This window comes from Halobellus limi (genome assembly GCF_004799685.1).
Classification (GTDB): Archaea; Halobacteriota; Halobacteria; order Halobacteriales; family Haloferacaceae; genus Haloquadratum; species Haloquadratum limi.
This window is the reverse complement of sequence record NZ_CP031311.1, coordinates 2,392,122-2,406,188: the sequence shown is the minus strand read 5'-3', so window position 1 is coordinate 2,406,188 and position 14,067 is coordinate 2,392,122. Positions and strand designations below refer to the sequence as shown.

At 71.7% G+C, this 14,067-nt stretch carries 14 protein-coding genes; 8 read left to right on the top strand and 6 right to left on the bottom strand.

The features are described 5' to 3' along the window. Positions 1-16: 16 nt before the first annotated feature. Entirely contained in the window at positions 17-688 is a 672-nt protein-coding gene (locus tag DV707_RS11850; protein WP_394337405.1) for a CPBP family glutamic-type intramembrane protease, read from the bottom strand. Between the two features lie 33 nt (positions 689-721). After that, entirely contained in the window at positions 722-1,003 is a 282-nt protein-coding gene (locus DV707_RS11845) for a DUF5789 family protein (RefSeq protein WP_103991503.1), read from the bottom strand. A 145-nt stretch (positions 1,004-1,148) separates the two neighbouring features. Here DV707_RS11845 and DV707_RS11840 point away from each other — a divergent pair, with 145 nt between their 5' ends. Then, on the top strand, positions 1,149-2,153 hold the full coding sequence (locus DV707_RS11840) for a DUF7139 domain-containing protein (RefSeq protein ID WP_103991504.1): 1,005 nt from the start codon (positions 1,149-1,151) through the stop codon (positions 2,151-2,153). An 85-nt stretch (positions 2,154-2,238) separates the two neighbouring features. On the opposite strand, the gene DV707_RS11835 is transcribed toward DV707_RS11840, so the two are convergent. From DV707_RS11835 to DV707_RS11825, 3 genes are all read right to left on the bottom strand, one after another. After that, the gene (locus DV707_RS11835) at positions 2,239-2,715 is read right to left on the bottom strand and encodes a Mut7-C RNAse domain-containing protein (protein WP_103991505.1); all 477 of its coding nucleotides are present in this window, start codon (positions 2,713-2,715) and stop codon (positions 2,239-2,241) included. A 110-nt stretch (positions 2,716-2,825) separates the two neighbouring features. Continuing rightward, positions 2,826-4,580, bottom strand: coding sequence for a DNA polymerase/3'-5' exonuclease PolX (polX, locus tag DV707_RS11830; protein WP_103991506.1), 1,755 nt, complete (start codon positions 4,578-4,580; stop codon positions 2,826-2,828). Then, on the bottom strand, positions 4,577-5,029 hold the full coding sequence (locus DV707_RS11825) for a DUF5788 family protein (RefSeq protein ID WP_103991507.1): 453 nt from the start codon (positions 5,027-5,029) through the stop codon (positions 4,577-4,579). Before DV707_RS11825 ends, polX begins: the two co-directional genes overlap by 4 nt. Before the next feature lie 195 nt (positions 5,030-5,224). Between DV707_RS11825 and DV707_RS11820 the strand changes: the two genes are divergently transcribed. Next, positions 5,225-6,571 carry an alkaline phosphatase family protein gene (locus DV707_RS11820; RefSeq protein WP_103991508.1) on the top strand — a complete coding sequence of 449 codons (1,347 nt, stop codon included), beginning with the start codon at positions 5,225-5,227 and terminating at the stop codon, positions 6,569-6,571. Positions 6,572-6,644: 73 nt separating this feature from the next. Here DV707_RS11820 and DV707_RS11815 read toward each other — a convergent pair whose 3' ends face one another. Continuing rightward, positions 6,645-7,730, bottom strand: a complete 1,086-nt coding sequence (locus DV707_RS11815; RefSeq protein ID WP_103991509.1) for a tubulin/FtsZ family protein — start codon at positions 7,728-7,730, stop codon at positions 6,645-6,647. Between the two features lie 75 nt (positions 7,731-7,805). On the opposite strand from DV707_RS11815, the gene DV707_RS11810 reads away from it, so the two are divergent. From DV707_RS11810 to DV707_RS11785, 6 genes are all read left to right on the top strand, one after another. Further along, on the top strand, positions 7,806-8,516 hold the full coding sequence (locus DV707_RS11810; protein ID WP_103991510.1) for a DUF7310 family coiled-coil domain-containing protein: 711 nt from the start codon (positions 7,806-7,808) through the stop codon (positions 8,514-8,516). Then, positions 8,513-8,974 (top strand): DUF7311 family protein, encoded by a 462-nt coding sequence (locus tag DV707_RS11805; protein WP_103991511.1) that lies wholly within the window; start codon positions 8,513-8,515, stop codon positions 8,972-8,974. Before DV707_RS11810 ends, DV707_RS11805 begins: the two co-directional genes overlap by 4 nt. Before the next feature lie 104 nt (positions 8,975-9,078). Beyond that, positions 9,079-11,289: a type II/IV secretion system ATPase subunit gene (locus DV707_RS11800; protein WP_103991512.1), complete on the top strand. Its 2,211-nt coding sequence runs from the start codon at positions 9,079-9,081 to the stop codon at positions 11,287-11,289. After that, positions 11,289-13,049, top strand: coding sequence for a type II secretion system F family protein (locus DV707_RS11795; protein ID WP_103991513.1), 1,761 nt, complete (start codon positions 11,289-11,291; stop codon positions 13,047-13,049). The genes DV707_RS11800 and DV707_RS11795 overlap by 1 nt, the downstream gene beginning before the upstream one ends. A gap of 72 nt (positions 13,050-13,121) precedes the next feature. Continuing rightward, the gene (locus DV707_RS11790; protein WP_103991514.1) at positions 13,122-13,601 is read left to right on the top strand and encodes a DUF7283 family protein; all 480 of its coding nucleotides are present in this window, start codon (positions 13,122-13,124) and stop codon (positions 13,599-13,601) included. Continuing rightward, a complete protein-coding gene (locus DV707_RS11785) occupies positions 13,579-14,037 on the top strand; it encodes a DUF7285 family protein (RefSeq protein WP_103991515.1) in 459 nt (152 codons plus the stop codon). The genes DV707_RS11790 and DV707_RS11785 overlap by 23 nt, the downstream gene beginning before the upstream one ends. Positions 14,038-14,067 lie beyond the last annotated feature (30 nt).

Below are 14,067 nucleotides of genomic sequence, written 5' to 3'. Positions count from 1 at the left end.
TCCGCTCGCCCGCCGTTCACAGCGGGACCGGCAGCCAGCGGAGGGCGGCGAGGACGTCCTCCGGCGGGAAGATGGGATCGTGCAGCGCGAGCCAATCCAGGAGCGTCAGTCCGAGTCCGTGCGCGACGATCGAGGGGAGCAGCGACTGGCTGTGGTAGTCGACCGCGCCGAAGAGGACGTCCGTCGGACCCGAAAGAAGCAGTTCGATCGGCGGCTTCCCGACGTGGTGCAGCGCGTAGACGACGGGGCTGATGAAGACGCTCTTGAACCCGAACTCCTCGCTGACGCCGACGCAGAGCAGTCCGCGGTAGTACGTCTCGGCCGCGACGACGACCAGCAGCTGTTGCAGGGTGTGTGGGAGAAACTGGGAGAGCGCGGTCGTGGTCTGCCACATCGGGTAGTACGCGCGGATGCTCGGCAGCGACGACCCGACGAGGTAGAAGGGGAGGACGAACGCCGCGAGGAGGAGGGTGTCGCGGAGGGCCACCCGATCGACGTGAAACCCGAGATCCCGGCCGTGTGTGGCGGCGAGGCTGGCAGGGATCGCGAAGAATAACAGTAGGTCGCGGACGACGCGCGCGCCGAGGTCGGCCGGCGGAACCGCCCACGAGCTCCACAGGATCGAGAGGACGAGGCCGACGAAGAGCGCTCGCTGGAGCCAACTGGATTCGCCGGCGAGGGCGCGAATGCGGGCGTGGACGGACACCGTCGCGGGTCGGCGCTACTCGGTCTCGACGGGGCCGTCGCCGACGACGTCCCGGACGAGCGAGACGAACGTCTGACGCGAGTCGACGTAAGTCTCGTCGACCGCTTCGAGCACGTCTTCGAGGGTCTGGGGGCCCGACGGCGTCCGGATGACGCTGTCGCCCTCCTGTTCGACGATCCGGCTCATCTCGTGGGGCCAGGTGAGCCGCGCGGCGACGCGCGCCAGCGGCTGTCCCTCGACGGGCGTCTCCTCGCCCAGTTCGACGACGGGGCCCTCGGATTCCTCCTCGTCTGCCATATCCCCGGATTTGCCACGGCCGACAATAATCCCTTCGACACGCCGTGACAGGAGGGCTCACACCGATTTTTTCGAAGGTCGATCGGCGGGCTGTCGTGCGTCCGTCTGACGCATCGTTTTGTGTGGTGATCACGAAGTACCCGGTATGCCCAGTCTCTCGGAGGTCTACAGGGGAAAGCAAACGGGGGCGAGCCTCCGCCGACTGCTCTTCGGGTTGGGGCTGTTTCTCGCCGGGTCCCTGCTGGTCGTCTCGGGGATCGTCGTCGCCACGACCGATCTCCTCTACGGGACGGAGCCGCTGGCGGTGACGGCAAAGCGGCAACTCGGGGGCGTCCTCGCCGGCGTCGGCGTTCCCGCGGTGTTCCTCGGCATCTTCGCCGTGTTGCCGTCGGGGCGGCTCACGAAGGCCGCCGCCGTCGTCGGCGCCGGCATCGCCGTGATCGGCGTCGCGCTCTTCACTCACGCGTACCCCTGCCAGTGGTCGGGATCGCTCTGCGGCGCGGGGAAACCGGACCTGACGCTTCTGACCGTCGGCGTCTACTTCCTCGGCGCGATCCTCACCTTCTGGTGTCTGTTCGCCGGCGTTGCGAACTTCAAGACCCGCAACGACCCCGGCGGGACGGCGATGGTGAACGTGACGCGGAAGCAGGAGACCCAGTACGTGCCGGTCGAGCGCTCCCGGGGCGGCCTCGGCGGCATCGGGTTCTTCGGCGGCACCCCCGACGGCGAGGTCGAGACGCAGACCGGCGGTGGCGGCACCGGCGGGACCGCCTCCGACGGCGGCACCGAGTCGGAGTCGATCACCTCGCCGCTGGACGGCTCACGCGGCGAGGGCGCCGGTCCCGACTCGAACGCGCCGGGCGGCCCCACTGGGGCGAGCGGGCGACCGCGCTCCCCGTCGGGCGGGTCGTCGCCATCGGGCGGGTCGTCGCCATCGGGCGGATCGTCGCCGTCGAACGGCCCCTCGTCTGCGGGTTCGGGCCGGTCGGGAGCGGGGAACTACGACGCCGCAGACACCTACTGCGGCAACTGCGCGCACTTCGAGTACGTCCGGACGGATTCGGGGATCCAGCCGTACTGCGGCGCTCACGAGGAACTGATGGACGATATGGACCCCTGCGAGGACTGGTCGCCGAAGCGCCGACGCTGACCCGATCGCGAACGCGTCTCGCCCCGTCTTCGCTGTTGTCTCTCTCTCTTTTCCCTCTTCGCTGTCCGCTCTCCCGCCTTTTTGTTTACCCCGTGACGTCCGCGAGCGTCGCGGCGACGTCGTCCCAGTGGCTCCCCTTCCAGAAGACCTGCCCGCACTCCCGACACCGCCAGCAGGCAGTCCCGGCGGGGTCGGGCGCGTACGACGGCAGCGACTCCTCGGCGTCGACGGGGCGGAGGTCGCCGTTGCACGCGCCGCACCGACTCGGCAGGTCTTCGAGCGAGAGTTCGTAGCCCGCCGAGTGAAGCGTCCGCAGCTGTTCGCGGACGTCGCGCGACGACAGGAGGACGGCGTCGTCGACGCGGGCCGCGAGGTCGACGTCACGCGTGAGCAGCGTCCGGTCCGACCGCTCCGCCCAGGCGGCGATGGCGTCGTCGGAGGGGTCCGCCTCAGATCCTTCGGCGACGTCCCGGTCGAGCACGTACGCGGCGTCGTAGCCGCACATCCGCAGGTACGTCGCCAGTTTGCCGAGCATCGCGTCGAGGAGGAGTCGTTCGGACATCGTCTCACCGTGATTGCTCTCACTTTTTACCGCCGATACCCCCGTTTACGGCGCTCGGCGGTACGAGACGAGAGTAATTATTATCTGCGGAGTACTCCCTCCGGCGTCTCTCAGTGCAGGAACGCCAGCAGGTCGTCGACGTCGCGGGCGTTCAGCACGTCCGCGCGCTCGCACCACCCCCGGCGGGCCGTGTGAACGCCGTATCTGATGACGTCGAGCGCGCCTGGCGCGTGCGCGTCGGTGTCGACGGCGATGGTCGCGCCCGCCTCGACGGCGACGCGGGCGAGTTCCCCGCGGAGGTCCAGCCGCGCGGGGTCGGCGTTGATCTCCAGCGCCGTCCCGGCCGCGGCGGCCGCCTCGGCGATCCGGGCCACGTCGAGGTCCAGCCCCTCGCGCTCGTTGATGAGCCGTCCCGTCGGATGGCCCAGGACGTCGACGCTCGGATGTTCGACGGCGCGGACGAGCCGATCGGTCGCCGTCTCGCGGTCCTGCCCGAGCGCGGCGTGCGGCGACGCGACGACGAGATCCAGGTCGGCGAGCAGGTCGTCGTCGGTCGAGAGGCCGCCGTCGGCGTCGACGTTCGTCTCGACGCCGTGTAAGAGCGTCAGGTCGTCGCCGAACGCCTCTTTCTCGTCTTCGACCGCCTCGATCTGCTCGCGGAGGTCCGACTCCGAGAGCCCGACGCCGCCGACCATCCCGGGACCGGTCGCGTGGTCCGTCACCGCGTAGTAGTCGTAGCCGCGCTCGGCGGCGGCCGCGACCATCTCCGAGAGCGTCGCGCGGCCGTCCGACCAGTCGGTGTGCGTGTGGAGGTCGCCGCGGATCTCGTCCGCCTCGACGAGGTCGGGGAGGGCGCCCTCGCGCGCGGCGTCGACCTCGCCGGTCCCCTCCCTGATCTCCGGCGGGACGAGCGGCAGGTCGAGCGCGGCGTACATCGATTCCTCCGTCTCCCCGGCGACGCGTTCGCCGACGCGCTGGCCCGCGTCGGGGTCGTCGACCCCGGAGACGTCGAAGACGCCGTACTCGTTCATCTTCAGGCCGCGGTCGATCGCGAGGTTCCGGAGTTCGACGTTGTGGTCCTTGCTGCCGGTGAAGTACTGCAGCGCCGCGCCGAACTCCCCGGGGGCGACGACCCGGAGGTCGACCCGGACCTTTTCCACGCGGACGCTCGCCTTGTGCTCGCCAGCCTCGATGACGTCGCTCGCGGCCGGCCACTCGACGAAGGCGTCGACGACGCGCTCGCCCGACTCCGAGGCGACGAGGACGTCGACGTCGCCGATGGTGTCGCGCCACCGACGGATCGATCCCGCCACCTCGGCCTGCGCGACGGCCTCTTGTTCCCGAAGGTGTTCGAGGACGTCGTCGGCGAGGGGACGGGCGTCGCCGAGCCGCTCCCGTTCCGTCGCGTGCCTGGCGAAGGCGATGTTCTCGCGGATGTTCTGCTCGGTCTTCGCGCCGAACCCCTTCACCTCCCGGATCTCCCCCGCCTCGGCCGCCTCGGCGAGTTCGTCGAGCGTCGTGATGCCGAGCGCGTCGTAGAGCGCCCCGACGGTCTTCGGCCCGACGCCCTCGACGCGGGTGAGCGCCTCGATGTCGACCGGAAGCTTCTCGCGCAGCTCGGTCAGTTCCTCGATCTCGCCCGTCTCGATGTACTCGACGACCTTCGATGAGATGGCGTCGCCGACGCCGTCGATCTCCTCCACCGCCGACTCCCCCTCGGCGGCCAGGTCCTCGATCGGTTCGGGGTACTCGCGGATGTTCTCGGCGGCGCGCCGGTAGACGTTCGGCTTGTACTCGACGCCGTCGGCCTCCAGGAGGTCGGCGAACGCTTCGAGGCGGCGCGCCACCTCGGCGTTCCTGGTCACGGCCGCCCCCCTCCGCGACCGCTCGTGTTACTCCCGTCCCTGTGGCCGAGGGCCTGTTTCAGGAAGCGCATCCAGCGCTTCCGGTCGGCGGTCTCCTGCACCTCGGCCTCCTGTTCGATATCGACCGGTCGCAGTTGTTCGAGCGCGTTCAGCGCGCGGTCGATGCCGACGATGCTCTCGGCGAGGCGCTCGCCCTCCTCGTAGGGGATCTCTCCCTCCTCGATCCGCTGGAGGCGTTGTAAGCGCTCCCGGCGGAGGTTCTTCTTCGCCTCCTCGACGCGGTCGCGCTCGCCTTTCGGGACCGTGTCGCGGCGCTTGATCTCGAAGACGAACTCCCGGAGCGCGATCTCTTCGCCCTGTACGTCGATCTCGTCGGGGATCTCCGCGCCCACCGTCGCGCCCTCGCGATTGACGCGCTCCAGCAGTTGCTTTCGCTCGAACTCCTTCACGGCTCTTGTCTCTCCTTACGGCGGCGTCTACTTCGCTCCTTCGCCGTGAGAGACGACCAGCCCGGATCGGACCTGTCGGTCGTCCCCGTTCGTGTGCCGTGTTAGCGACCCACGATCACGATTCTCGTCGGAGACGGCGGCAGCAGTTCGCGTAGAGACGAAACTTCTTATGACTCACGGCGGAATACGACCCGTATGGGATTGTTCGACCGGCTGCGCGGAGACGATAATCCGCGCGTCGCTTTCATCGGTATCGACGGCGTACCCTTCAGTCTCCTCGCCGATAACCCCGACACCTTTCCGAACTTCGCCGCGCTGAGGGCGGAGGGCACCGCCGGCGCGATCGAGAGCATCGTCCCGCCGGAGTCCTCCGCCTGCTGGCCCTCGCTGACGACCGGCGTGAACCCGGGCGAGACGGGCGTCTACGGCTTCCAGGACCGCGAGAACGGCTCCTACGACACCTACGTTCCGATGGGTCGGGACGTGCAGGCGACGCGTCTGTGGGACCGCGTGACCGACGACGGCCGACAGGCCAGCGTGATGAACGTCCCGGTGACGTTCCCGCCGCAGCGGAACGTCCAGCGGATGGTCTCGGGCTTCCTCTCGCCGGGCGTCAAGAAGGCCGCCCACCCCGAGGAGTTCCGCGACGAACTCGATTCGATGGACTACCGAATCGACGTCAACGCCAAACTCGGCCACGACGACGACAAGTCGGACTTCGTCGAGAACGCCCACGAGACGCTCGACCGACGCTACGAGGCGTTTTCGTCCGTCCTCGAACGCGACGACTGGGACCTCTTCTTCGGCGTCTTCATGACGACCGACCGCGTGAACCACTTCCTCTTCGCGGACTACGAGCGCGACGGCGAGAACAGGGAGGCCTTCGTCGAGTTCTACGAGAAGGTCGACGAGTACGTCGGGAAGATCCGCGAGTCACTGCCCGACGACGTCACGCTCGTCGTCGCCTCGGACCACGGCTTCACGTCGCTGGACCACGAGGTCCACTGCAACGCCTGGCTCGAAGAGCAGGGCTGGCTCTCCTACGAGGACGACGACCACGAGGAACTCGGCGACATCTCCGACGACACGCGAGCGTACTCGCTCATCCCGGGGCGGTTCTACATCAACCTCGAGGGCCGCGAACCGCGGGGGAGCGTTCCGAGAGACGAGTACGAGGAGACGCGCGAGGAACTCAAGGCCGAACTGGAAACCCTCGAAGGGCCGAACGGGCGGAAGGTCGCCGAGCGCGTCGTCGAGAAGGAGGACGCCTTCCGCGGCGATCACGACGACATCGCGCCGGACCTCGTCGTCGTTCCCAACCACGGGTTCGACCTCAAGTCCGGCTTCAAGGGCCACGAAGACGTCTTCGGGAAAGGCCCCCGGAACGGGATGCACAGCTTCGACAACGCGTCGCTGTTCGTCGACGACCCCGACGTCGAGATCACGGACGCCGACCTCTACGACATCGCGCCGACGATTCTGGACCTGATGGACGTCGACTACGCCCGCGCGGAGTTCGACGGCGCGAGCCTCTGTAAGTAGCGGTCCCGCAGACCGTTTCCCGTCCACATCCGTCCCCCGCCCACATCCGGCCCTCGAACGCCCGAGCGACCGCCTACAACAGGTCGTCGAGTTCGTCGTTCGTCCACTGCTCTCCGGGAGACGCCCGCTCGGGGGTCGTTTCGTCCTCCTTCTCGGCGTCCTTCGCACGCTGCATAAACGCCTCCAGCCTGTCGGAGCGCTCGACCCCGCCGAGGAGGATCAGCGTCGCGAGGCGGCCGCTCGAAAGGGGGAAGTCGCCGCCGCGGACCTGCAGGCTCCCCGTCTCCTCTTCCACCCAGCGGCGGGCGCGCTCGACGCCCTTCCGCGGAATGGCGTCCTGCTCGCCGGCGACGACGAGGAGGGCCGCGTCGGCGTCGGTCGCGTCCGGGAGGCTCGATCCCGTGAGCAACGCACGCCGGGCGGTGCTCATCACCGCGTTGATGTTGTCCTCGGCTTCGGGCGCGGCCTCCGCGGACGCGTACCCGAGCGCGGCGATCCCGCCGTTTCGGAGGGTGTTGATGATCTCCGAGGAGTCGACGACGCTCTCGGCGACCCCCTCGACGGACTCGCCCGAGGCGAGCAAGAGACCGACCCGCTTCGCGATCTCTCGGTTGATCGAGTCGAACCCCTCGGTCACGCTCTCGCCGCTCGATCGAAAGGCGTCGTTGTCGACCAGAAGCAGCGAGTCGGCCTCGCGGGCGAAGGTCTTCAGCGAGCGGCCGGCGTTCACCTGGTACATCGCGCCCTCGTCGCGGCCGGGGAGGATCCCGAGACCGTAGACGGGAACGTCGTAGATGCGCTTGAGTTCCTTCGCGAGGACCGGCGCGCCGCCGCTGCCGGTGCCGCCGCCGAGGCCGGCGACGACGAATATCGACTCGGTCCCGGCGGTCACGCGGCCGTCGAGCGACGCGAGGACCTCCTGGATGTCGGCCTGCATCACTTCCGCACCCAGTTCGTTGTCGCCGCCGACTCCCTGGCCCTTCACGCGATCCTGGCCGACGAGGACGGTCTCGAAGGGGAGGTCTCGGAGGTCTGCCTTCGCGGTGTTGATGCCCACCGCGCCGCGGACGGCGCCGAACCCCATCCGCTCGTCGTACTCGACCAGTTCGCGGGCGAGTTTCCCGCCGGCCTGGCCGACGCCAATCAGGACGGACTTCATAGCTAACGTCTCGCGGCAGCGGCCCTTGAACGTTGGTGCCGAGCGTTTATATCCCGGGACGGGACCACCGGCGGTATGACGACCGAGCACGACTCTGTCGCGACGACGGAACACGATCCTGCGGCGACGACCGAGCACGACCCTTCGGGGACGATCGAGCGCGACCCTGCGGCGACAGTGGAACACGAACCGGCCGAGGGCTCGACGGACGCGGCCGCTCCGAGCGACGGCCACTCTGACGCCACGGGAGAACGGCTGGACGCGTTCGACCGCCGGCTGACGGCCGTCGAGGCCGAGATCGATGCGGTCCGCGGCCTCCTCGACGGGATCGACGCCGTCGACGAGTCGATCGAACGCCGCGCGTCGATCGCGCTGGCGAAGGTCGAGGCGCTCGAACGGCGGCTCGACGGGGGAGAGCGCGGACTGGTCCGCGAGCGGATCTCCGAGACGGAACCGACGGAGTCAGCCGCAACCACCGACGACCCCGCGTCCCCAGAGGCCGTCGACGGCGATTCCCGGTCCGGACGCGTTCCCGACGCCCGCGACCGTCCCAGCCCCGGCGTCGGGGTCGAAAGCGTCCACCGTGGGGGCGTCGGTTCCGGGCGCGCCCACGGTGACGGCGTCGGCTCCACGCTCACTAACGGCGGCGACGCCGCTTCCGGGGACGAGCGCGATCCCTCCCGGGTCACCGGTGTCAGCCCAGACGCCGACGCGGCGGAACCGCGGACCGACTCGCCCGGAAGCGACGGCTCGCTCGCGTCGCGACTCCGCGACGCGTTCCGGTGATCAGGCTGGTCGTCGCCGCGGTCCTGACGGTGGCGACGCTCTCGGCCGCGCTCCCGGCCGTCGACGACGCGCGTGCGACGCGGACCGACGCAGACCTGGCGGGTTCGATCGACCGCATCGAACGCGCTGGCCGGAGCCTCGCGACCTCCGAGGACGCCACGCCGACGCGGGCGTACGCGGCGACGCGTCGCGTGGCGTTTCGGACGCCGGACGCGTCGCTGACGACTGCGCGGCCGGCGTTCGTCGCGGTCGGCGGTCGTCCGGGCGGGCCGGGAAACCGCTCGGTGGTCGCCTACGCGGTCGGGACCTCGCCGACGCGTCTCCGCGGCGTCTCGCTGCCGATCCCGGTCTCCACGCCCGACGGACCCGTCGTCTTCACCGCGCCCGGTCGGCACGCGGTCGACGTCGCGCTCGTCCGCGACGGCGGGCGACCGACGCTCGTCGTCACGCGGGGCTGAACCGGCGCTCGGGACTGAATCGGCGCGCGCTCGAATCGACCTCGACCGCCCGCGGGCGACGCTCCGCCCGATGGTTTATATACCGAGACGGGACCACCGGCGCTATGACACGCACCCCCGACCGCGCTCTCGAACCGGACACCGACGAATCGCCCGCGCGCGCCGTCCCCGCGCTCGCCGACCGCTCGAACGCGTTCACCGACTTCGACGCCGCGATCGCCGATCTCCCGTCTTCCGTCGCCGGTTTCGCCGCCGCGCTCGGACTCGCCACCGGCGGGGATTCCCAGGGTGAGACGAGCGAGACGGATGTACCCGCCGTCGGGGCGTGTCGCTGCCGTCCGACGGTCGAACAGCCCGCTGGGACCGGAATCACCGACCGCCACGAGCTCGTCGTCGACGCGTCGGCGTGTCCCGGCGACGGCGACCTGGCGTCGAGTCCGGCCTGCCGGGCGACGGTGGTCTCGTCGCTCGAAGCGCGCGACGTGGACGCGGTCCGAACGCGATCGGACGGGACCGAACGGACCTACGCCGACGCGGCGGTGGGGCTGCTGCTCGCGGCGGGCCGGTTCGCCGAGCGGGCGCGGTTCCACGACGAGGCGCTGGCCGACCGCGCCCGCTCGGATCCGCTCGCGGCCGCGCGTCGGGCGACGGGACGCGCGGGAGCGCTGGCGCGGATCGCGGCCGAGTCCGGGCTCGCCGCGGGAGCCGACCGCGTCTGGGATCGCGTTCCGGACGGCGGGGATCGATCCGTCGGCCCCACGACAGTGGAGCCCCGAGCCGGTGACCCCGATCCGGACCCCTACCAAGTCGCGCTCCGTGCGTTCGTCGGTCCCGTCGTCTCCCGGGCCCGGGTCTCCCGTCGTCCGCCGCCGGCCCGCTCGCTCCGCGATACGACCTCGCTCCCGACCGGCGCGACCGCGCGGATCTACGACGGCCGGGAGTCGGAGGGAGCGGTCTACCACCTCTCTCCGGTCGCGCACGATCTCGAACCCGACGCGACTGCCACGCTCGCGGCGGCCTATGCGGTACTCGCCGAGGGGTCGGTCGGCGGCGGAGCGCGGGCGGCCGGGCGCGCCGTGCGGCGCGTCGCCGACCCGGACGATCCGACGGAGACGCTCGCCGCGGTTCTGGATCGCCACACCCACGGCCTCGGGGTCTTCGAGCACCTCTTCGCGGACGAGCGGGTCTCCGACGTGGTCGTCTCGGCGCCGGTGACTGAGACGCCCGTCCGGGTCGTCGTCGACGGCGAGCGACTTCCCACGAACGTCCGGCTGACGCCCGACGGGGCCGCGTCGCTCGCCTCGCGGTTCCGGCGCGAGAGCGGACGCGCGTTCTCCCGGAGTTCGCCCACGCTCGACGCATCCGTCGTCGCCGAGACGGGCCGGCGGATCCGGGTCGCCGGCGTGACGGCCCCCGCGAGCGAGGGCGTCGGGTTCGCGTTCCGCGCCCGCGACGACGACGCCTGGACGCTGCCCCGCCTCGTCTCCGTCGGGTCGCTCCCCGCCGAGGCCGCGGCGTTCCTCTCGCTCGCGGTCGAACGCGGGGCGGCGACCATCGTCGCCGGTACGCGAGGGGCCGGCAAGACCACGCTCCTCGGCGCGCTGCTCTGGGAACTCCCGGCGGCGACCCGGCTCGTCAGCATCGAGGACACGCCGGAACTGCCCGTCGACGCGCTTCGGGAACACGGCCGCGACGTGCAGGCACTGCACACCGACGTCGGGGCGGGGGCGGGAGGCGGCGCGAGCGGGAACCGGAGGAACGGACCGAACGGCTGCGGCCGCGGGGGTTTCTCGCCGACTGCGGCGCTCCGCGCCGCGCTCAGACTGGGCGACGGCGCGCTCGTCGTCGGCGAGGTCCGCGGCGAGGAGGCGGGGTCGCTCTACGAGGCGATGCGCGTCGGCGCGCACGGCCACGCCGTGCTCGGGACGATCCACGGCGACTCCGCGGCCGCGGTCCGAGAGCGCGTGGTCTCGGACCTCGGGGTCCCGGCGTCCTCCTTCGGCGCGACGGACCTCGTCGTGACCTGCGCGCGCGACGGCGACTCCCGGTACGTCGCCGCCGTCGAGGAGGTGCGAGCGGCAGGCGACGACGCCACGTTCGTTCCCCTCTTCGAACGCCGAGAGGGCGCGCTCCGGTCGACGGGGGCGGTCGAACGGGGCGACAGCGCGGTGTTCGAGCGGTCCTGTCGGGACGACGAGTCCTACGGCGCCCTCCTCGAGAGACTGGAACGACGTGCGGGTCGGTTCGACCGCCTCGCGACGGCCGCGCTGACGACACCCGACGCGTGCGACCGGGGCCGCCGCGGAGGCCCCTGATGACCTCGTCGACGGCGACTCGACTCCGCCGAACCGCGCGGTCGCTGGCCCGCTGGTACCCGAACGACGTCGAGTCGACGGCCGAACTCCACCGCTCGCTGGCGTTTCTCGACAGCGACCTCCGGGCCGACACCGTCGTCCGCGCGGGTTACGTCGCCGCCGTCCCCGTCGCGGTCCTGGCCCTCTGTGCCCTCCTCGTCGGTCTTCCGGGGCTCCCCGTCGCGGCGTCGATGCCGGCGGCCGCCGGCATCGGCCTCGGGGCGACGCACGTGATTCACCGCCTCCCCGTCGCCGCCGCGACGCTTCGCCGGACCCGCGCGCTGGGGGACGCGCCCGGCCTCGTCGCCCGCGCGGCGCTGCGTCTCCGCCTCGAAGCGACTCCCGAGCGCGCCGCGGCGTTCGCCGCACGGACGGGGACGGGACCGCTCGCTCGAAGCCTCGGCGCGCACGCCGAACGGACCCGGTCGGGACCGACCGCCGGCCTCGACGCCTTCGCCGCGGAGTGGCGGCCCTGGTTCCCCGCGCTCGAACGGTCCGTCGCGCTCCTGTCGGCCGCCGTCGAGGCACCGCCGGACGAGCGCGACGCGGCGCTCGACCGCGCGCTGGAAACGGTTCTCGACGGCGCGCGCACCGAGATGGCCGAGTTCGCGGGCGACGTTCGCGGCCCGGCGAGCGGCATCTACGCGTTCGGCGTCCTCCTCCCGCTGGCGCTCGTCGGCGTGTTGCCCGCCGCGCGCGCCGGCGGCGTAACCGTTCCCGCGTCCGCCTTCGTCGTCCTCTACGACGTCCTGCTCCCGGCCGGCCTGATCGGTGCCGGCGCGTGGCTCCTCCTCAGACGCCCCATCGCGCTCGCGCCACCCCGCGTGACGGCCGCCCACCCCGACGTCCCGTCCGGCCCGACGCGGGCGCTCGCGGCGGGCGTGGTGGGAGCCGTCTGCGGATTCGCGGTCGGATCGGCCGTCGCCGCCTGGGCGGCCCCCGTCGGTGCCGTCGGCGCGGGGACCGGCGCGGCGCTTACGGTCCACTTCCGCCCGATGGCCGCGGTCCGACGGGGGGTCGACGAGGCGGAGCGCGGACTCGCGGACGCGACGGCGGTCGTCGGGCGCCGCGTCGGCGCCGGCGAGTCGGTCGAGTCGGCGATCGGATCGGCCGCGACAGCGACGACCGGGCGAACCAGCGAGCTGTTCGAGTCGGCCTCGGGCGTCCAGCGTCGACTCCGCGTCGGCGTGTACCGCGCCTTCCTCGGCGAGTACGGCGCGCTCAGACACCTCCCGAGCCGCCGGGGTCGCGCCACCGCGTCGCTGCTCGCGGTCGCCGCCGAGGAGGGTCGGCCGGCCGGCGACACGCTCACGCGTCTGGCGGATCACCTCACCGAACTCCGACGCGTCGAGGACGAGGCGCGACGCGAACTCGCGGCGATCACGGGGACGCTGAGCCACACGGCGGCGCTCTTCGGCCCGCTCGTCGGCGGCGCGACCGTCGCGATGGCCACCCAGATGGCCGCGTCGGGGGCGACGGCGGCCGAGAGCGCCTCCCTCGCGGGATCGGCCGCCCCGGGGGCGGCGACGCTCTCCCCGTCGACGCTCGGGACGGCCGTCGGGGTGTACGTCCTCGCGCTCGCGGCCGTCCTCACGGCGGTGGCGACGGGGCTGGACCGCGGTCTCGATCGGACGCTCGTCGGCTACCGGATCGGCCTGGCACTCCTCGCGGCGACGGCGACGTATCTCGTCGCGTTCCTGGGCGCGTCGATGCTGTTCTGAGGTGGATTTGACGGCCGTTCCTCGACGATTCCGGGACGAGCCTTTATATACGGAGGCGGGACCAGGGGGGCTATGTTCGAACTCACGGTGGACGCGTGGTACGGCTGGATCGGACTGTCGCTCGCGGGCGTCGCGCTCGTCGGCGCGGCGGCCGGGCTTCCGACGGCACCGCCGCCGGACGCGGGGGCCGCCGGGGCGACGGTCGATCGGGTCGCCGCCGCGGAGTACGCGGCCACCGGCGAACACCCGCTCGACGCCGACGAGATCAGACTCGGGACGCGCCGGATCGGGCTCCGGTCCGACTCGGGAACGGCGCACGCGACGCTGTCGTTCGGGCCGGTCACGCCCGTTCCGACCGAGGGATCGCCGTTGCGCGACGTCCTCTACGGGACGCCCCCCGAACGAGCCTTCGACTCGCCGGAGGCGTTCAGGCAGGCCGTCGTCGACGCCCGGGCGGACGCGAGCGACGCCCCCTGGCGCACCGTGGACCGCACGCTGATCGTCCGCCGCCTCTCCTGGGAGGGAGTGAATGTCGTCCTCGTCGACGCGTGAGTCCGCCGGGCGGCGCGCCGTCGCTCGCTGCCGGATCGACGACGGTACCTCACGGGCGCAGACGACTCCCGTCGTCGCCCTGATCGCGCTCTTTGCCGTCTGTACCGGCCTCTCGCTGTACGCCACGACCCTGGGCGCCGTGACGCCAGACGAGACGGAGAACGCGCTGGCCGAGCCGACGCTCGAACGGGTGTACGACGACGTCAGCGAGGGCGGCGTGGTCTCGCCCGTCGGCCTGCCGAGCGCGGGACCGGCTGTCCCCGACGGCTACCGCGTCGCGGTCGCGGTGACGACGCCGACGGGAACGTGGACGAACCGGCGTCACCCGCCGGCGTCTTCGGGCGTCCCCGTCAACCACGCCGAGCGTCCGGTGAGCGTCGCGACGGGAGACGGAGACGTCGTCTGGGGAACGCTCGACGTCTGGGTGTGGCGATGAACCGGAGAGCGATCGACGTCGGAGTGCGGC